This is a genomic window from Coriobacteriia bacterium (genome assembly GCA_014859305.1).
GTDB lineage: Bacteria > Actinomycetota > Coriobacteriia > Anaerosomatales > Kmv31 > Kmv31.
Window position 1 is genome coordinate 1 of record JACUUM010000027.1, and the last position, 18,062, is coordinate 18,062.

Consider the following 18,062-nt stretch of genomic DNA (forward strand, 5'->3'; position numbering starts at 1 on the left):
TCGCGCAGGGGGAACGGGGGACACCGGGCAGCAAGGTTTCACGTGAAACACATTGCGGACCTTCGATCCGCGTCAGCCGAGCGGACGCTTCTGTGCGGCGCCTGGACGACGGGGAAGCGGTCGCACGGGAGGCCCGGTCTTCGCGAAGAGGTACACCGTCCTCTCGTCCGCCCCGGGCACGGAGAGCGAGGCGACCCGGATCAGCCGGAGGCCCACGACGTCGCCGGCTCGACGTGCCCGATCCTCCTCGTCCGTCATGCGCCGCCCCTTCAGCGCGAGCAGGTGCCCGCCGATGTGCAGGAGCGGTGCCGCCAACTCCTCCAGGCTCGCCAGAGAGGACACGGCGCGAGCCGTCGCCGCGGCGTACGCCTCCGGCATCCTCAGCGCCCACTCCTCGGCCCTGGCCGAAGCGACATTCGCCTCCAGGCGAAGGTCCGACACGACGGACTCGAGGAACCGGGCCTTCTTCCCGTTGCTTTCGAGCAGGGTCACCGCCCGGCCCGTCGCTATCGCCAGCGGTATGCCGGGGTATCCAGCCCCGCTTCCGATGTCGACGAACGGGCCCGGCGGGGCGGCAGCGAGGAGCGGGGCCGCCGCGAGTGAGTCGAGCACGTGGAGGCGGATGGCCTCGCGCGTCTCGGTGACGGCGGTGAGGTTCGTGGTAGCGTTCGCGGCGAGGACGAGCTCGAGGTGCAGAGCCAGCCGTTCGGAATCGGCTTCGCTCAGAAGGACGCCGAGCGAACGGCTCTCGGCTGCGATCGACTCCGCGATCCGGTCCTGATGTTCCACGTGAAACATCGTATCACTCCGAGGACTGCGGTCGGCAGAACCTTCCGTCCCGGCCGCCTCTGATATACTCGACGGGACTGCGCGCGGAAAGGGGAGGGCGTGGAGAAGGCAGCCGAACCGGGCCGGTCGGCGCGGAGGGGGATCCTCGCCGTCGTCAACCAGAAGGGGGGCGTCGGCAAGAGCACGACGGCCGTCAACCTTGCGGCTGCTCTCGGTGAGCTGGGGCGAAAGGTCCTGCTCGTGGACCTGGACCCACAGGGGAACGCCACGTCGGGATTCGGGCTCAACAAGAACCAGCGCGAACGGTGCGTGTACAACGCCCTGCTGGACGACGTCCCGATGGCCCAGCTCATCGAACCGGTCTCGGTCGAACATGTGTTCGTGGTGCCGGCCACGATCCAGCTCGCCGGCGCCGAGATCGAGCTCGTCTCCGCCCTCAGCCGAGAGGGCAAGCTCAGGACCGCGCTCTCTCCCGTGGCCGACGAGTTCGACTTCGTGGTCATCGACTGCCCCCCGTCTCTGGGACTTCTCACGATCAACGCTCTCACGGCCGCGGAGGGGCTCGTCATACCGATACAGTGCGAGTACTACGCGCTGGAGGGGCTCTCGAAGCTGCTGGACAGCGTCAGGCTCGTACGCACCCACTTGAACCCGGCCCTCGAAGTGTTCGGGGTTCTCATGACGATGCACGACTCGCGCACCCGGCTCTCCCAGCAGGTGGTCGAGGAAGTGAGGGACTTCTTCGAGGACCGCGTGTTCGACACGGTCATCCCTAGGACGGTGCGGCTCTCGGAGGCGCCGAGCTTCGGGCAGCCGATCACACTGTACGATTCGAACGGGAAAGGCGCGGACGCCTACCGCAACCTGGCAAAGGAAGTGATCGACCGTGTCTAAGAGGGGGTTGGGGAGAGGGCTGTCGGCCCTCATCCCGAGCGCCGCGCAAGCGGCCTCCGATGAGGTCTACGAGTTGGGCACCGAGGCCATATCGCCGAATCCGAACCAGCCGCGAACGGACCTGGACGACCGGGGCATCGCGGAGCTGGCCGACTCCGTCGGCAAGGTCGGCATGCTGCAGCCGATCATCGTCCGGCCGCACGGAGAGGGGTACCAGATAGTCGCCGGCGAGCGTCGGTGGCGCGCAGCCAGGGCGGCGGGCCTGGCGCAGGTGCCCGTGCGGGTGATATCGGCCTCGGAGCTCGAGTGCCTCGAGCTGGCGCTCATCGAGAACCTGCAACGCCAGGACCTGAACGCGATCGAGGAGGCGCGAGGGTACCGGAAGCTGCTGACCGAGCACCAGATGACGCAAGCAGAGCTCGCCGACAAGGTCTCCAAGTCCCGCTCGGCGATAACGAACTCGCTGCGCCTGCTCGACCTGCCGGACGAGATCCAGGACCTCGTCTACGACGGGAAGCTCAGTGCGGGGCATGCCCGCGCGGTGCTCGCGGTGCCCGACGACGCGATGCGGGTGAAGCTCGCGACGAAGGTCGTGGACGAGGGCCTCTCAGTGCGCGAGGCGGAGAACCTCGCGCGTCTCTACGCCGCCGGGCACACGGCTTCCGCTCCGAGGCCGGTCACCCCGAAGTCGTTCAAGGTCGTCGCGCGCAAACTGCGCAAGCTCCTCGGGACGAACGTGCGCGTTCGCCGGACGGCCAAGAAGGGCAAGATAGAAATCGACTTCCAGGGCGAAGAGCAGCTCGAGCAGATATTCAGGCTGCTCACCGAGGGCGAGACGCCCTAGAGGGAGGACGAAGTGCATCGGGTGCGAGCGAATCGTCTGGAGTGCTTCCTTGTCGGACTGCTCGTCGGCCTGGCCGGAGGCCTGCTCGCCGGGCTGCTCTTCGCGCCGACCAGCGGCGCGAGGACCAGGCGGCGCCTGGCGAACGAGGCTCTTCGGGTAGCCGATATCGCGAGGGGCGTGGCGGAGCGCGCCGAACGCACCGCCGAGGTCGTGGGCGGGCGGGTGGAGCACTACCTCGGACGCGACGAGGAAGTCGCGCGCAGGAAGATCCGCGAGATCCGCGAGGGGATGCAGCGGTACACGCGCGCCCAAGCGTCTTTGTGAGCATACTGACGAAGTCTGCGATGTCAGACCGGCGTGCGATGTTCCTTCCCGGAAGGGAGGGAACGGTGTGCCGTTGCTCGTGATCACCGGCGCGGCGAACACCGGCAAGACCGGGTTCGTGTACGCCCGCATCCGCGAAGCGCTGGACGGAGGCGCGCGGCCGGTGCTGCTGCTGCCCTCGGCCGCCGACGTCGAGCGCGCGCGGCGGGAGTTCGCGGCGACCCATCCGGTGGGACTGACCGTCGCCCGGTTCGACGCGTACCTCGCGAACAGGTGGAGGACCCGAGGGGACGGCAGGAGGCTGGTCCAGCCCCCGCAGCGTCACGCGCTGATGTCCTCGGCGATCCGGGAAGCGGGGGGAGAGGTGCTGCGGGAGGTCGGCGAGGACGCCGGGACCGTGCACGTCCTGGCGCGCCTGGCGAAGGACTCGGCGGCGACCGCCGGCGCCGCCGGGCGGCCCTCCGGCGAGGCCGGCGAGCTCTACGACGTCGTCGGCAGCTACCGCGAGCTCCTCGGGCGGCACGGCCTGGTCGAGCCGGGCGAGGCGTTCTCGCTGCTCTCGGCAGACCCGCCTGCCTGCCACGGACCGGTCGCCGCCCACCGGTTCACCGACCTCGCGCCGCACCAGGAGGCCTATCTGCGCGGGCTGTCCGAGCGGGGGGTCGAGGTGCTCGTCTCGCTGACCTGGGTCGAAGGCTTCCCGGCGACGGCGGCGACCGGCGCGCTCGTCCGGCGTCTCTCCGGGGACGGGACGGTGGTGCTGCCCCGAGAGGACCGGCACACGCGATCGGAGGACTTGCGGGCGTTCACGGCTCACCTGTTCGCGCCGCCGGCGCAGCCGCTGCCTCCTCCATCGGACGTGGTCTTCGGGGTTTGCGGTGATGCCGAGGACGAGGTCGAGCGGGCGGCTGAGGAGGCTGCTCGCGCGATCTCCTCCGGCGTCCCCGCCGAGGAGGTGGCGCTCGTCTACCGGGATCCCTGGCCGCTGGCCCGCGGGCTGCGGCGCGCGCTGGCGGACAGGGGGCTGTCCTGCGACCTGGACTTCGACGTGCCGCTCCGCGCCCTGCCGCTCTCTCGCGCGGCGGCGCACCTTCTGCGCTTCGCCCTCACCGGAGCCCGTTCGGACCTGCTCTCGTGGCTGCGCTCGCCGTACTCGCCGGCTTCCGCCGAAGAAGCCGCGGCGCTCGAGGCGGGATGGCGGCGGCAGCGCGAGGAGCGGACCGAGGTGCTCGCGGCCTCGGCGGTACGGGCGGTCCCGGCGGCCAGGGGCCCGCTCCTCGCGGCCGGCGAGCTGGCCCGCCGACGCGTCGACGCGGAGTGGGCCACCGCGTGGGCGGGCCTGGTCCACGGACTGCTCGAAGCGGCCCACCCGGGCGACGCACCGCTGCTGGGCGAGTGGGGTGAGGAGGACGCGCAGGGGGCGGCCGGATCGCTGTCCATCGCCGCGGACGCTGCGGATGCGAGGGGGGCCGACCTGGGCGCCTCCGACGTGCTGGTCGCGATCGAGACGGCCCGCGCGGAACCCGCCCGTGCGGAGCGCCCCGGCAGGGTGCAGGTGGTCAGCGCGCTCCGCGCGCGCTCCCGCCGCTTCGCGGTGGTCATCGTGGGCGGGCTCACCGCCGACGGCGGGTCGGCGCGCTCCGACGACACGTACCGCGCGGGCGCGGTCGGCGCCGCCGCGCGAGCCCTGGGCGTGCCGGAGCGGGCGGGTGCCGAGGAGCGGGAGAGAGCGGAGTTCTACGCCGTGGCGACGCGCGCGAGGGAGCGCCTCGTGCTGCTGACCCATACGCTCGGCGAGGGAGGAGAGCCGTGCGCGGCCTCGGCCGCATGGACCGAGGCGCTCGAGGTCTACCGCGCGCAAGACGCCGAGGAAGGGACACCTGCGTTCGTGGACGTGGCAGGCGCTGCCGCGGCGGCAGCCGGTGCCCGGCGGCGGATGAGGGGTCTCGCGGAACGGATGGCGGAGGGCTCCGGGGAGGCCGTGGCCGGCCTGTCGGAGCGAGACGTCTTCTCGCCGGGCGAGCTCGAGACGTATCTCTCGTGCCCGGTGAGGTGGTTGCGCGACCGGTGGCTGCGGCCGCGGAAGGCCGACGCCCGGTTCGACGCGCTCGAGAGCGGGCGGCTCGTGCACGACGTGTTGCGCGAGACCCTGCGAGCGCTGCCCGCGGAGGCGGGCGTGGCTCGCGTGACCCCCGAGTCGCTGCCCGTGGCGCTGCGCCTGGCCCGGCAGGCGTTCGAGGCGGGTGCGTCGGCCCTGCCCGAGCCCCGTGACATCGACGAGCGGGACCGCCTCGAGACGGCGTGGGACCGGCTCGAGGCGTTCCTGGGAAGGGACGCCGCGTTCGTGCCACGGCTGCAGCCGGTCGGATTGGAGCTGGGCTTCGGCCTCGCGCCCGATGACGACCCGGTCGACCTCGGGGACCTCAAGCTCCGGGGGCGCGTCGACCGCATCGACTCCGACGGCGGCGTCTCCCTGGTCGTCGACTACAAGACCGGCGACGTGCCGCCGCCGCGCGACTTCGGAAGGCGGGGGCTGCTCCAGCTGCAGCTCTACACCGTCGCGCTGCGGACCCGCGGCATGCCTGTCGCGGGTGCCGTGTACCGCAGCCTGAGGAGCGGGCGGACCTCCGGCTTCTACCTCCGGGACGCCTTCCGCGCCGAGGAGCTGCCCGGAGCGCAGGCGCTGGACGCCGCGGCCTTCGAGGAGGTGCTGGACGACGCCGTCCGGCGGGCCCGCGACGCCGCCGAGGGCATCCGGCAGGGAAGGCTCGCGCCCGATCCCGCGCACGATGCCTGCCGGTACTGCGCGGTGAGCCACGCGTGCGAGAGGGGGGCGGCGTGATGTTCCGCCCGACGCCGGCCCAAGGCGAGGCGATCCGGACGCTGCAAGGCGAACTGTTCATCGCTGCGGGAGCAGGTTCCGGCAAGACGGCGGTGCTGGCGCGGCGCTTCGCCGAAGCCGTCGCACGCGGGACGCCGGCGGAGCGCGCCCTGGCGATCACGTTCACGCGTAAGGCGGCTGCCGAGCTCGAGGCCCGCATCCGGCGCGTCCTCCGCTACGAGCACGCCAGGCCGGACGCGGCCCTGGCCATGGGGGAAGCGTGGGTCTCGACCATCCACGGCTTCTGTTCGCGGCTCCTGCGAAGGCACGCCCTCGAGGCCCGCCTGCCTCCCGGGTTCCGCGTCGCCGACGAGATCGAGACCGGTCTGCTGCGGGAGGCGGCCTTCGAGGAAGCGGTCTCGACGCGCGAGCGCGACGCGGGGGTCGGGGCTCTCCTCGCGCGATTCGGCGCCGCACGCCTGCGCGCGACGGTGCCGGCGCTGCACGCCAGGCTGCGATCGATGGGAGTCGCCCCGGACGATCTGCCCCTTGCGGAGCCGCCCGCGCTGCGGGAGGTCCTCGGCCGCGCACTCGCCGCGATCGAAGCCGTCCTCTCGGCTCACCCGACCCCCGCGGCCAACGCGACGCAGCGCGACAACGCGGCCGCGCTGGAGGCGGTCGCGCGCGCGCTGCGCGAGGCGGGGGCCCTTGCCGGCGAGCGGGCCGCCGGGGCCGTGATCGAGGCCAGGGCGGCGTGCCGCCTCTCCAGGCGATGCCGCGCCACGGCCGGAGCGATACAGGAGGCCTCGGAGGTCCTGGACGAGCTCGAGGACGCGGCCAGGCTCGCCGGTATCCAGCCGCACCGCCGTGCCCTCAGGGGGCTGCTGCGCGAGTTCGGCGAGCGGTACTCCGAGGGGAAGCGGCGAGCCGGAGTGCTCGACCAGGATGACCTGCAGGAGGCCGCCGAACGCCTCTTCCGGCGCAGACCCGATGTAGCGGAGGAGTACGCGCGGCGCTTCGAGCTGATCATGGTCGACGAGTTCCAGGACACCAACGCGCTGCAGGTGCGCGTGATCGAGCCGATCCGCAGGGGCGACCTGTGCGTCGTGGGTGACGAGCGCCAGGCCATCTACTCGTTCCGCAACGCCGACGTCGAGGTGTTCCGCCAGGTGCGGGCCGGCATCGACCGCACCGTGTCGCTGGACGTGAACTTCCGGTCGCGCCCGCCACTCCTCGGCTTCGTCAACGCGCTCTTCGGCGCCGAAGAGCTCTTCGGCGCCGGGCACGAGCCGCTGGTCCCCGGCGGCCCTGCGAGCCCCACACCGCCCGAGAGCGCCCCGTGCGCGGAGGTGCTGGCGGTGGCCCGCGAGGGGTGGGAGGGCGTCTCGTGGCGGGAGGCCGAGGCCCGCGCACTCGCGCGTCGGATCCGCTCCCTGGTGCGAGAGGACGGCGTGCCGCCCGGCGGCGTCGCCGTGCTCCTGCGGGCGCTCACCGGTGCGGCGCCCTACCTCGCCGCCCTGGAGGCCGAGGAGGTGCCGGCACTCGTGGCCGGCGGCGGCTCCTTCGCGTCGCAGCCCGAGGCGCTCGAGATGGAGTCACTGCTGGCGGTTGCGGCGCTGCCGCACGACGAGGAGCAGTTCGCCACCCTGCTGCTCGGCGACATGATCGGGCTCTCCGGCGGTGCCGTGCTCCAGCTTCGGGAGCTGGCCGAGGACCGCGGAATGTGGGCCGCCGTGACCGCTGCGGCGGCGGGGGAGGGCGCGCTGCCCGCGGGCGACCGGCAGCGGGTACGGGCGCTGCGCGACGCGGTCGAGGCGCTGAGGGGCGAATGCCACCGGCGCGGATTGGGAGAGGCCCTCGTGAGGGCGATCCGGATCCTCGGCCTGCGAGAGGCCCTGTCCGGCAGGGGGGCGGCGGGCGAGCGCGCGTGGGCGAACGTGCGCAAGCTCGTGCGAGAGGCCGAGACGTTCGGGCGGGACGAGACGCCGGATGCGGGCGCGTTCGTGGAGCGGCTTCGCGCGTGGCGCCTGTACGGGCGGTCGGGGCAGGCTCCGCCGCCGGAAGCGGCTGAAGCGGTCCGCATCATGTCGGTCCATTCCGCCAAGGGTCTCGAGTTCCCGGTCGTGGCGGTGGCCGACCTCGGACGGCAGGTCCCGTCCGTGGAAGACCTCGCGATAGCCGTCATGCGACCCGGTGGGCCCGCGTGGTCCCTCGCCCTGCCGCGCTCGCGGACGGGCGAGGACGGCTACGTGCCGATGGAGCATGCGCGCATGCGAGCGGAGGAGCAGCAGCGCCGGCTCGCCGAGGAGAAACGGCTGCTGTACGTCGCGTGCACGCGTGGCGAGGAGCGGCTGATCCTCTCGGGGGCCACGTCGCTGGACAAGGGCGAGCGAGACGACCGTCCCATCGGGTGGGTGCGGGGCGCGCTGGGTCTGGCGGAGGCGGTGGGCGAGCCGGGGGAGCGGGAGGCGGGGGGAGCGCGCTACGTCCTCGAGGTCGTCAGGCCGGAGGACGAGCCGGACGCCGCGCCCGCTCGCGAGGCGCCGACGCACCCGAGACCTTCCACGCCGCCGGTACCCTCGCCGCCGCCGGGGCCCGCGGCAGCGGAGGCGGAGAACGCGCCGGAGGAGCCGGTGGAGAACCCGCAGCCGGAAGAGCCTGCGGCGGGACCGGCCTCGCTGTCCTTCACCGCGCTGCACACCTTCACTGAGTGCCCGTACCGCTTCTACGTCGAGCGCGTCGCCGGGCTTCGCGCTCCCGGCCGCGACGCCGGCCCGATGGCGTTCGGGTCGGCGGCCCACGCAGCGCTCGAGACGCTCGGCGAGCAGCCGCTCACCGACGCGCGCATCGATGCGATCGCGTCCGTGCACGGGCTGCCCTCCGAGGAGATCCCCCGCCTCGCCGCGGCCGTGCGGGCCTTCGCCGGCTCGCCGCTCGCGGCTCGCGCGGAGGCCGAAGAGCGAATCGGCCGCGAGGTGCCCTTCGCCGTCATGCTCGACGGGACGCCGCTGACGGGCGCTATGGACCTCGTGTCCTGGTTCGGGGAGCGCGTGCTCGTCGTCGACTACAAGACCGGCGCCGGCGATGGTACCGGTGACCGCTCCGGCGGGGAGGCGTACCGCCTCCAGGCCGAGTGTTACGCGCTCGCGCTGCTCGAGAGCGGGGCCGGTGAGGTCGAGGTCGCCTTCGTCGCCTTGGAGCGCGGGTCGCGCATCACCTCGTCGCGGTTCCGATCCTCCGACGCGGCGCGCCTGCGCGAGCGGTTGGAGGGACTCGCCCGCGACGCACTTGGAGGGCCCTACCGGCCCAGGCCGCGCTACGACCGTCGCGTGTGCGGAGGCTGCCCCGCGCTCGGGGGCCTGTGCCCGGTCAGGCGCCCTCGGCGCCGCCCTCGCGGCGCTGCCTGAGCTGGCCGCATGCCGCGTCGATGTCGGCTCCGCGCTCAGCGCGGATGCTCGCCTCGACCCCCGCAGCGGTCAGCGCGGAGAGGAACTCGCGCGCCCGCCGCGCGGAGCTGCGGTCGAAGCCGCATCCGTTCACCACGTTGGCGGGGATCAGGTTGACGTGCACGAGCAGTCCTCGACAGAACGCCAGGACGGCGGCGAGCTCCTCGGGCGTGTCATTGACGCCAGCCAGCAGCGCGTACTCGAGCGAGGGCCGCCGACCGGTCCGCTCGACGTACGAGACGAGGGACTCGCGCAGCGCCTCGAGCCTCACGCCGCGGACACCGGGCATGAGGCGGTCACGCGTCTCCTGCACGGCGGAGTGCAGCGAGACCGCCAGCGTGAACTGCTCGGGCTCGCGGGCGAACCGGCGTATCGCCGGCGGCAGCCCGCACGTGGAGACGGTGATGTGACGGGCGCCGATCCCCAGCGCATCCGGCGAGTTGAGGATGCGCAGCGCCGCCAGTGTCGCCTCGTAGTTCGCGAACGGCTCTCCCTGCCCCATGGCCACCGCGTTGGCCACGCGCCGCCCGAAGTCGCGGCCGGCCATCGCCACCTGGTCGGCCATCTCGCCGGGCGAGAGGTCCCGGATGAAGCCGCCGCGGCCCGTGGCGCAGAAGGCGCAACCCATCCGGCAGCCGGCCTGCGTGGAGAAGCAGACCGTCAGTCGTTCGTCGGCGGGGATCCCGACGCTCTCCACGGTCACGCCGTCGGCCAGCCGCCAGAGGTACTTGCGCGCCCCGTCTCTCGACACCTGCCGCTCGACGAGTCGCGGCACGCTCATCGCGAAGCGCTCGGCCAGCGCCGCGCGCAGCCCGGCGGGCAGATCCGTCATCTCGTCGAAGGATGTGGCGCCGCGCGCGTAGAGCCAGCGCAGCACCTGCGACGCGCGGTAGCGGGGCTCACCGAGGTCCGACAGCGCCTCTGCGATCCCTCCGACGTCCATCGACTTGATGTCGGCCCTCATGCGTCCATACTACGCGCTCGTTCGTCGCCGACAGCCGCCTTCCCGGACCGCCGCCGGGACGCCCGGGCCCCTACTCGCCTTCTCTCACGTCGCGGTACTCGTCGCGGTGCGCCTTCTCGAAGCCGCCCACCGAACGGAAGTAGTGGGCGATCGCCGGGAGACCCTCCGCTTCCGCGACGTCGGCGAAGGCGGGGTACATGTCGGTCGTCTCGTAGTCCTCGCCCTCGATGGCCGTCTCGAGGTTCTCCCTCGTCCGGCCGAAGGCGCTCATGTAGGCCAGGTGTCCGAGGGCGTGGGCCGTCTCCTCGGCCGCCGCCCGGTCGAACGCCGCCGCCGCAGCTTCGGAACCTTCCAGCCGGGCGATGCGCGAGAACAGCGTGTAGCGCCTGTTCGCCTGCGACTCGCCGGCGAAGGCGGCCTTGAGGTTCTCGAGCGTCCTGGTGCCCGCGAGGTCACCGGGCCCCCTGTACGCCACGAACGTGGTCTTGGGCGACCCGCAGACCGGGCAATGGTCGGGCGCGGGACCGACGTGGAAGTACCCGCAGGCCTTGCAGCGGTAGGTCTCCATGGACGCAGCTCCTTCCGTTTCCGCTCCGGAATCTTCAGTATGTATATCCAAATGCTGGGGGCGGGAGGCCGTGATGCGAGCACGAACACATGCGCGCCGCGGGAATCCGCGCTCCCGCCAGCGCGCCGCCGGCGCCACGCTGCTCCTGGCGCTCGCGATGGCCTTCCTCGGCCCGCCCGCCGCCTCGGCGCTCCAGAAGGTCTCGGCGTCCAGGTTCGCGCCCTCGGGGAGCTGCGACTGCCACTCGGAGCTCCTCGGCGCGTGGCAGGGGTCCATGCACGCTCAGGCGCTCTCGGACCCGATCTATCTGGCGAAGCTCGGCGAGGCGAACAAGGCCACCGACGGCCGACTCGGCCCGTTCTGCGAGGCGTGCCACGGCCCGGTGGCCGCGATGGCCGATATGACCGGCAAAGACGGCAAGAAGCGCAACGCCCAGGCCCGAGAGGGGGTGGGCTGCGACTTCTGTCACCAGGTGACGGGGACGAGGAAGCCGGTCGCGAACTCATCTTGGGTCGTCAAGCCCGACGACGCGAAGCGCGCCGCGCTCAAAGACGCCGTCTCCCCGGCCCATCGGACGGCGTACTCCGCCTTCCACCGAAGCGCGGAGTTCTGCGGCACGTGCCACGACGTCAACCATCCTGAGAACGGTCTGGCGCTGGAGGCCACGTACACGGAATGGAAGGAGAGCCCCTACGCGGAGCGCGGGGTCGTGTGCCAGGACTGCCACATGACCCCCGGTCCCGGCGTCACCAGGCCGAACGCCGGCCACGTCGCGTCCTTCGGCGTCGAGCGCGACCACGTCCGGACGATGACGTTCGTGGGCGCGAACGCCGCGCTCGGCCCGAAGGGCCTGGCCGAGGAGCGCCTTCGAGCCGCGGCCGAGCTGACGCTGGCGGCCGACGACGTCGTACGACCGGGCTCGCTGCTGAGCGTCGGGGTCACCCTATCCAACGTCGGCGCCGGCCACTACCTGCCCACGGGGGTCACCGGGCTGCGGAGGATGTGGCTGGAGGTCGTGGCCGAGGACGCCCGCGGCCGTGAGGTGCTGCGCGGAACGCGCGTCTTCGGCACCGAGTTCGCCGACGCGCGAGGGGTGCGCCCGGTCGAGATGTGGGAGGCCGCGAGCATCGCGAGCGACGACCGGGTCCCTCCCGGCGGCTTCAGGACCCAGGACTACGAGGCGCCGATGCCGGGTGCCCCTCCGGTCACGGTGACGGCGCGGCTGTACTACCGCGGCGTTCCCGAGGAGCTCGCGGACAAGGCCGGCGTCGAGGTCCCCGTCACGCGGATGGCCGAGGCCAGCCTGGTCGTGTACGGGTCCGAGGAGCAGAGAGCCGCCTCTTCGGGAGGCCGGGCCCGCCGGCGTGAGCGAGCGGCGTGGACGCTGCCGATGGTCACGTTGCTCGGTGTGCTGACCATGCTCACCGCGATCGGCCTGGCGTTCTCGGTCGCCGGGAGGCGCGGGGACGACGGCGGGTAGGGCTAGCGCTTGCCGCCGTCGGCGGGCTTGACGCCTACCGTCATCTCCAGGGTGGTCTGGGAGCCGCCGCGGTAGACCCGCAGCTGGACCTTCTCGCCGATCCCGCGGCGGCGCACCTCGAGCATGAGGTCGTCCATCGTGCGGACCTTCGTCCCGTCGATGCCCACGATCAGATCGCCGGGCTTCACCCCTGCCTTCTCGGCGGCGGTGCCCTTCTGGATCTCCACCACGAGCGCCCCTTCGCTGACGGGGAGACTCTCCTCCCTCGCGATGAGCGGGTCCACGCTCTGTCCCACGATACCGAGGAACGGGTGGGAGACGCGGCCGTCGGCGATGAGCTGGTCGGCCACGCGTATCGCCGACCCCGCGGGGATCGCGAACCCGATCCCGCCCGAGGCGCCGTTCTCGGAGTAGATGGCGGTGTTGATGCCCACGAGGCGCCCGGAGCGGTCGACGAGGGCGCCGCCCGAGTTGCCGGGGTTGATCGCAGCGTCGGTCTGGATGACGTCCACGAGCGGGTAGGCGTCGTCGTTCCCGTTGAACGAATCGGGCAGCGACCTGCCGATCGCCGAGATCACGCCCGAGGTCACCGAGTGGGACAGGCCGAAGGGGGAGCCGATGGCGATCACGAGCTCGCCGACGTGCACCTCGTCGGGATCGGCCACCTCGATGACGGGAAGCTCGGCGTCGACCTGCACGACGGCGACGTCCGTGTCCGGATCCGCGCCGACCAGCTTGCCCTTGTGCCGCTCGCGGTCCATGCCCTTCACGATGATCGAGTTCGCGTTCTCCACGACGTGGTTGTTCGTCAGGATGTACGTGCCCCCGCCGCCGGTGCGGCGGAAGGCCACGCCCGAGCCGTTGCCGACGATGGGCACCCCGGGATGGCCTCCGGGCATGTCCTCCTCGTCCTCGCCGCGCGCCCCGTCGGGCGAGCCGGAGACGTCGATGTTGACGACGCTGGGCAACGCTTGGGCCGCCGCGGCGGCGACCGGTTCGCTCCCGTCGACGGGAAGGGCGCGCCCGCCCTGCGCGGCCATCTGTGGCCTGACCCGGTTGGCGGCGAACAGCCCGCCGGCGAAGCCGGCCGCCCCTCCCGCCAACGAGCCCGCCAGCAGCGCCACGGCGAGCGCGACCATCGCCGCGGCTCCGGCGCCGAGACGTCGCGATGCCGGCGCGGCCTCGGGTTCAGAAGTGACGACCGGGCGCCCGTAGGAGGGCGACGGATGCTGGTGCGGCCGCGCTACCGGGTACGGTTCCGTGCGCCCCCCGCCCGGCCCGTCCTCGCCCGGCCGGTCGAAGCCGGCGTCGTCGCCCACGTCTCGCTCCCCTCGTCGACACGCGCGGCAAGGCCGCGCCTCGCGTTCTTTCCCTTCTGGCGGGTCCATCCATCATCGAGACGCCGGTCGGCGAGGAGTCCGAGGAGCGACTGGGGTCCCTACCGGGGCGGTTGTCCGAGCCGTGGACGCTCCTCTAGACTCGGCGGGGGTAGGAACGGAGGGGGGGAAGGCGGGCATGGACGAAGCGGACGTCAGACCGAAGGCGACCGAGGCCGAGGAGCGTCAGCAGCCGGCGGAGACCGCTCCCGGAGACGGAGCGCCGGCGGCGCCGCAGGCAGCCGAGGAGGAGCCCGAGCCCGCCGCCGCCGCCGAGCCCGCCGCCGAGGAGGAGCCCGCCGCCGCGGAGGAGCCCGCGCCCGCCGCCGCGCGCCTCCAGCTCGTACCCGAGCTCCCGCGGCTCGCGCGGACCCCGATCGCCGCATACGCGGGGGCCTGGGTCGCGCTCACGGCGGCCACCGTGGCGCTCCTGCAGGGCCGCGGCTACCCGCCCGATCTCGCGGCGTACCGCTGGCTCGTGCTGGCCGCGCTCGTGCTGGCCGCGCTGTCCCCGCTCGTGGTGGTCGCCGAGTGGCTCCTCTCGCGCCGCGTTTCCCTCGTGCGCACGGGCCTCCTGCCGCGCTCCATGTTGTGGACGGCGGCGGTAGCCGCCTTCGGCGTGGCTCTGTGGTGGGCCGCGCTCACGGTCCTCGATGCGCTCAGGCTGGGATGGCTGTGACGGCCCCGCGCGCCAAGGCCGGGGAGCCGCTGCCGCGCACCCGCGTGGCCGTCCTCATGGGCGGCCGCTCGGCCGAGCGCGAGGTCTCGCTCAAGACCGGCGCGCAGGTGTCCTCTGCCCTGCGCGAGCGCGGGCACGACGTCGCGGAGGTGGACGCGCGCCGCATCACCTTCATCCGCGAGCTGCAGGACCTCGCGCCCGAGGTCGTCTTCGTCTGCCTCCACGGTCGCTACGGCGAGGACGGCACGGTGCAGGGGCTCCTGGAGCTGCTCGATATGCCCTACGTGGGCTCGGGCGTGCTGGCCAGCGCGATGGCGATGGACAAGGTGACCTCGAAGGCCATCTACGAACACGCCGGCATCCCAACGCCTGACTGGGTAGCCCTTCGCCGAGGAGACCCTCTCGACCACGCTGCGGTGGTCGACGTGCTGGGGGAGCGGCTGGTGGTCAAGCCCGCGAACGAGGGCTCCGCGATCGGGGTCACGATCGTGCAACAGGCCTCGGAGCTGCCCGGCGCCCTCGAGGAGGCGTTCAGCCACTGCCGCCTGGCGCTGGTGGAGCGATACGTGGCCGGCGCGGAAGTGACCGTGGGCGTGCTGGGCAACGACGAGCCCTTCGCGCTGCCCACGCTGCAGATCGTGCCGGAGCACGACTTCTACGACTACGAGGCCAAGTACGTACCGGGGATGAGCCGGCACCTCATCCCCGCCGACATCGAGGAGCACGCGCAGCGCGACTGCGAGAGGCTCGCCCTGGAGGCGCACGCCGCGTTGCGGTGCCGGGGCGTCTCGCGCACGGACCTCATCGTGGCCGAGGACGGTCGGGCCTACGCGCTCGAGACGAACACCATCCCCGGCATGACGGAGACCAGCCTCCTGCCGGAGGCCGCACGCGCCGTCGGCATCTCGTTCCCGGACCTGTGCGAGCTGCTTGTGCGGCTCGCGCTGGAGCCGCGCGGGTAGCGGACGCGCGCCGCGCGCCGCGCCGATCCGCACTCGCGACCGCGCCGGCGTCTCGCCTACGCCGCCGCAGCCCCCGCCCGCCGGGCGCGGACGACCTTCACCAGGTCGATGATCGCGATCGGCAACAGCGCCGCGGTCAGCACGGCGAGCCAATCGGGGGCCGACAGCGGTACCGTCCGGAAGACCCGCTGCAGGGGCGGCAGGTAGATCACCAGCACCTGCAGCGCCATCGACCCGAAGAGCGCGTAGACGAGCCAACGGTTGCGCAGCGACTCGGCCGTGAACACCGAGACGGTCTCCGAGCGGAAGTTGAACGCGTGCAGCAACTGCGCGAGCACGAGCGCGGCGAAGAGCATCGTCTGCGCGCGCTCGAAGGAATGACCGGCCATCAGGTAGTCTGCCCAGACGAACACCGACAGACCCGCGGTGGTGAGCAACGCGCCCTGCCAGAGCACCTGCAGCTGGCGCTTTCGGACAAGGATGCCCTCGTCGGCACGCCGCGGGGCGCGCTGCATGACGCGGGGCGAGGCGGGGTCCACCCCGAGCGCGAGCGCGGGCAGTCCGTCTGTGACGAGGTTGATCCAGAGGATCTGCAACGGCAGCAGCGCCGGCCGGTCGATGAAGAACGTGGTCGTGAGGATGATGAGCACCTCGGACATGTTGCACGAGAGCAGGAAGAGGATGAACTTGCGCAGGTTGTCGAACACGGCGCGCCCCTGACGCACCGCCTCCACGATCGTGGCGAAGTTGTCGTCGGCGAGCACCATGTCGGCCGCCTCGCGGCTCACGTCGGTGCCGACCTGTCCCATGGCCACGCCGATGTCGGCCCGCTTGAGCGCGGGCGCGTCGTTGACGCCGTCGCCGGTCATCGCGACGACGTGACCGCGCCGCTTCAGCGCCTCGACGATGCGGAGCTTGTGCTCCGGGTTGACGCGGGCGTAGATGCGGATGTCCTCGGCGAGGTCGTAGAGCTCCTCGTCGGTCATGCGCTCGAGCCGCACGCCGTCGACGACCTCCTTGCCCTCCAGCAGCCCGATCTGCGAGCCGATCGCGCTCGCCGTGAGGGCGTGGTCGCCGGTCACCATCGCCACGTGGATGCCCGCGCTGTGAGCGACGTCGATCGCCTCGGCGACCTCCGGGCGCGGAGGGTCCAGCAGCCCCATGATCCCGACGTAGGTGAGGTCGCGCTCGATGTCGCTGGCGTGCGCCTCGTCGATCTCGCAGGCGTGCGGGCCATCGAGCTCCCGGTATGCGAAGGCCAGCGTCCGGTAGCCCGTGGAGGCGAGGCCCTCGTTGCGCGAGCGCAGCCGCGAGCGCAACTCCTCGGTCATCCCGACGGTCTCGCCGTGCAGCAGGGCGCGCGTGCACATGCGGAGGACCACATCGGCCCCGCCCTTCATGTAGGCCAGGCAGCGGCCGTCCACGTCGTGCACGGTCGTCATCCGCTTGCGCTCGGAGTCGAAGGGTATCTCGCCGAGGCGGCGCCGGTGCACGCGCCTCTCTGCGATCTCGTGCGCCGCCCGTACCAGCGCGGTCTCGGTCGGATCGCCGACGAGCTCGCCCCCGGCCGTGAAGCGCGCGTCGTTGCAGGACGCGGCGATCTCGAGCAGCAGCTCGAGGTCGCCCGCCTCGGGGTCGCGCTCGGTGGGATCCAGCGAGTAGTCGGGCAGCACCTCCACCATGTCGTCGCCGACCAGGATCCGGCGCACCGCCATCTGATTGCGTGTGAGCGTGCCGGTCTTGTCCGAGCAGATGAAGGTCGTGGAGCCCAGCGTCTCGACCGCGTGCAGCTTCCGTACGATGGCGTTGCGCTCGGCCATGTGGCGCACCCCGAGCGAGAGCGCGACGGTGACGATGGCCGGCAGGCCTTCGGGGATGGCGGCGACGGCCAGCGAGATCGCCACCAGCAGCGCGACCGTGAGCCGGGCCCGGAACGGCTCGCTCCCGAGGGCCTCGCCGAAGGGCAGGCCGGTCGCCTGCCACGCCTGGAAGGTGTTGACCGCGAAGACGACGGCGGCGACCGCAAGCACGAGCAAGGCGATGCGCTTGCCCACCGTGCGCAGCTCGCGCTGCAGCGGCGTCTTCTCCTCCTCCTGCGCCGCGAGCAACTCGGCGATCCGGCCCATCTGTGTGGTCTGGCCGGTCTCCACCACCACTCCCCGGCCCCGCCCGACCGCGACCGACGTCCCCGCGAAGACCATGTCCTCGCGGTCCCCGAGGGACGCTTCGGGATCGGCGACGGGCCCGGTCGTCTTGCGTACCGGTACGCTCTCGCCGGTCAGCGCCGCCTCTTCCACGCGCAGCGCGCCCGCCTCCAGCAGCCGGGCGTCGGCCGGTACCTTGTCGCCGGCCTCGAGCAGGACGACGTCGCCGGGGACCAGCTCGCAGGCCGGGAGTTCGCTCTCGGCACCGCTGCGGATCACGGTGGCGGTGGGTGCCGACATCTCCTTGAGCGCCTCGAGCGCCTGCTCCGCCCGGTACTCCTGAACGAACCCGAGCACGCCGTTGAGCACCAGGATCGCGGTGATGGCCACGGCCTCGACGAACTGGCCCTCCAGCGCCGATATCACCACGGCGGCCATGAGCACCCAGATCATGAAGTCATTGAACTGCCCGGCGAACCTCCGCCACACGGGCACCTCTTCCTCGGGCCGCAGCTCGTTGGGGCCGCGCTCGGCGAGCCGGGCGGCAGCGACCCCCGGGTCGAGGCCGCGCCGCGCGTCGGACCCGAGGTGCGAGAGGACCTCCTCGGCGGTCATCGTGTGCCACGGCTCGGTCGCCGGCCGTGACGGGGGGCGGACCGGCGCGACGCTTGCCTCAGGCATCGCTTCTCTCCTCCAACGACAAAGACCCTCGGCGGATGTTTCCACCGAAGGTCTCGCGGTCACCGGATGACGGTGAGGGCAGGGCCGGGG

General features: G+C 72.5%; 13 protein-coding genes. 8 read left to right on the forward strand and 5 right to left on the reverse strand.

Going from position 1 to position 18,062, the window contains the following annotated elements; genetic code table 11:
• Nucleotides 1-72: 72 nt before the first annotated feature.
• On the reverse strand, nucleotides 73-798 hold the full coding sequence (gene rsmG, locus IBX62_06240) for a 16S rRNA (guanine(527)-N(7))-methyltransferase RsmG (protein ID MBE0476673.1): 726 nt from the start codon (nucleotides 796-798) through the stop codon (nucleotides 73-75).
• A gap of 132 nt (nucleotides 799-930) precedes the next feature.
• Between rsmG and IBX62_06245 the strand changes: the two genes are divergently transcribed.
• The 5 genes from IBX62_06245 (at nucleotide 931) to IBX62_06265 (ending at nucleotide 9,079) form a co-directional block, all read left to right on the forward strand.
• The gene (locus IBX62_06245) at nucleotides 931-1,683 is read left to right on the forward strand and encodes a ParA family protein (GenBank protein ID MBE0476674.1); all 753 of its coding nucleotides are present in this window, start codon (nucleotides 931-933) and stop codon (nucleotides 1,681-1,683) included.
• Entirely contained in the window at nucleotides 1,676-2,527 is an 852-nt protein-coding gene (locus IBX62_06250; protein MBE0476675.1) for a ParB/RepB/Spo0J family partition protein, read from the forward strand. The genes IBX62_06245 and IBX62_06250 overlap by 8 nt, the downstream gene beginning before the upstream one ends.
• A 21-nt stretch (nucleotides 2,528-2,548) precedes the next feature.
• Nucleotides 2,549-2,851, forward strand: coding sequence for a YtxH domain-containing protein (locus tag IBX62_06255; protein ID MBE0476676.1), 303 nt, complete (start codon nucleotides 2,549-2,551; stop codon nucleotides 2,849-2,851).
• A 67-nt stretch (nucleotides 2,852-2,918) separates the two neighbouring features.
• Nucleotides 2,919-5,693 carry a PD-(D/E)XK nuclease family protein gene (locus IBX62_06260; GenBank protein MBE0476677.1) on the forward strand — a complete coding sequence of 925 codons (2,775 nt, stop codon included), beginning with the start codon at nucleotides 2,919-2,921 and terminating at the stop codon, nucleotides 5,691-5,693.
• A complete protein-coding gene (locus tag IBX62_06265) occupies nucleotides 5,690-9,079 on the forward strand; it encodes a UvrD-helicase domain-containing protein (protein ID MBE0476678.1) in 3,390 nt (1,129 codons plus the stop codon). Before IBX62_06260 ends, IBX62_06265 begins: the two co-directional genes overlap by 4 nt.
• Here IBX62_06265 and rlmN read toward each other — a convergent pair.
• Complete coding sequence (gene rlmN, locus IBX62_06270; GenBank protein ID MBE0476679.1) at nucleotides 9,042-10,082, reverse strand: 23S rRNA (adenine(2503)-C(2))-methyltransferase RlmN; 1,041 nt, start codon at nucleotides 10,080-10,082, stop codon at nucleotides 9,042-9,044. The two genes, IBX62_06265 and rlmN, sit on opposite strands and share 38 nt — an antisense overlap.
• Nucleotides 10,083-10,152: 70 nt before the next feature.
• Nucleotides 10,153-10,650: a rubrerythrin gene (locus IBX62_06275; GenBank protein MBE0476680.1), complete on the reverse strand. Its 498-nt coding sequence runs from the start codon at nucleotides 10,648-10,650 to the stop codon at nucleotides 10,153-10,155.
• A gap of 73 nt (nucleotides 10,651-10,723) precedes the next feature.
• On the opposite strand from IBX62_06275, the gene IBX62_06280 reads away from it, so the two are divergent.
• Entirely contained in the window at nucleotides 10,724-12,130 is a 1,407-nt protein-coding gene (locus tag IBX62_06280; protein ID MBE0476681.1) for a cytochrome c family protein, read from the forward strand.
• Between the two features lie 2 nt (nucleotides 12,131-12,132).
• Here the strand turns inward: IBX62_06280 and IBX62_06285 are convergent, their stop codons facing one another.
• Nucleotides 12,133-13,269 (reverse strand): trypsin-like peptidase domain-containing protein, encoded by a 1,137-nt coding sequence (locus IBX62_06285; GenBank protein MBE0476682.1) that lies wholly within the window; start codon nucleotides 13,267-13,269, stop codon nucleotides 12,133-12,135.
• Nucleotides 13,270-13,645: 376 nt separating this feature from the next.
• Between IBX62_06285 and IBX62_06290 the strand changes: the two genes are divergently transcribed.
• A complete protein-coding gene (locus tag IBX62_06290; GenBank protein MBE0476683.1) occupies nucleotides 13,646-14,185 on the forward strand; it encodes a hypothetical protein in 540 nt (179 codons plus the stop codon).
• Nucleotides 14,176-15,147, forward strand: coding sequence for a D-alanine--D-alanine ligase (locus tag IBX62_06295; GenBank protein MBE0476684.1), 972 nt, complete (start codon nucleotides 14,176-14,178; stop codon nucleotides 15,145-15,147). The genes IBX62_06290 and IBX62_06295 overlap by 10 nt, the downstream gene beginning before the upstream one ends.
• 56 nt (nucleotides 15,148-15,203) lie before the next feature.
• Here IBX62_06295 and IBX62_06300 read toward each other — a convergent pair whose 3' ends face one another.
• Nucleotides 15,204-17,972 carry a cation-translocating P-type ATPase gene (locus tag IBX62_06300; GenBank protein MBE0476685.1) on the reverse strand — a complete coding sequence of 923 codons (2,769 nt, stop codon included), beginning with the start codon at nucleotides 17,970-17,972 and terminating at the stop codon, nucleotides 15,204-15,206.
• Nucleotides 17,973-18,062: the final 90 nt, after the last annotated feature.

Bases quoted from the DNA above. Each gene is read 5' to 3' on its own strand.
- IBX62_06280 (MBE0476681.1), top strand. From the start codon at position 10,724: ATGCGAGCACGAACACATGCGCGCCGCGGGAATCCGCGCTCCCGCCAG.
- IBX62_06290 (MBE0476683.1), top strand. From the start codon at position 13,646: ATGGACGAAGCGGACGTCAGACCGAAGGCGACCGAGGCCGAGGAGCGT.
- IBX62_06275 (MBE0476680.1), bottom strand. From the start codon at position 10,650: ATGGAGACCTACCGCTGCAAGGCCTGCGGGTACTTCCACGTCGGTCCC.
- rlmN (MBE0476679.1), bottom strand. From the start codon at position 10,082: ATGAGGGCCGACATCAAGTCGATGGACGTCGGAGGGATCGCAGAGGCG.
- IBX62_06285 (MBE0476682.1), bottom strand. From the start codon at position 13,269: ATGGTCGCGCTCGCCGTGGCGCTGCTGGCGGGCTCGTTGGCGGGAGGG.
- IBX62_06300 (MBE0476685.1), bottom strand. From the start codon at position 17,972: ATGCCTGAGGCAAGCGTCGCGCCGGTCCGCCCCCCGTCACGGCCGGCG.
- rsmG (MBE0476673.1), bottom strand. From the start codon at position 798: ATGTTTCACGTGGAACATCAGGACCGGATCGCGGAGTCGATCGCAGCC.
- IBX62_06295 (MBE0476684.1), top strand. From the start codon at position 14,176: ATGGCTGTGACGGCCCCGCGCGCCAAGGCCGGGGAGCCGCTGCCGCGC.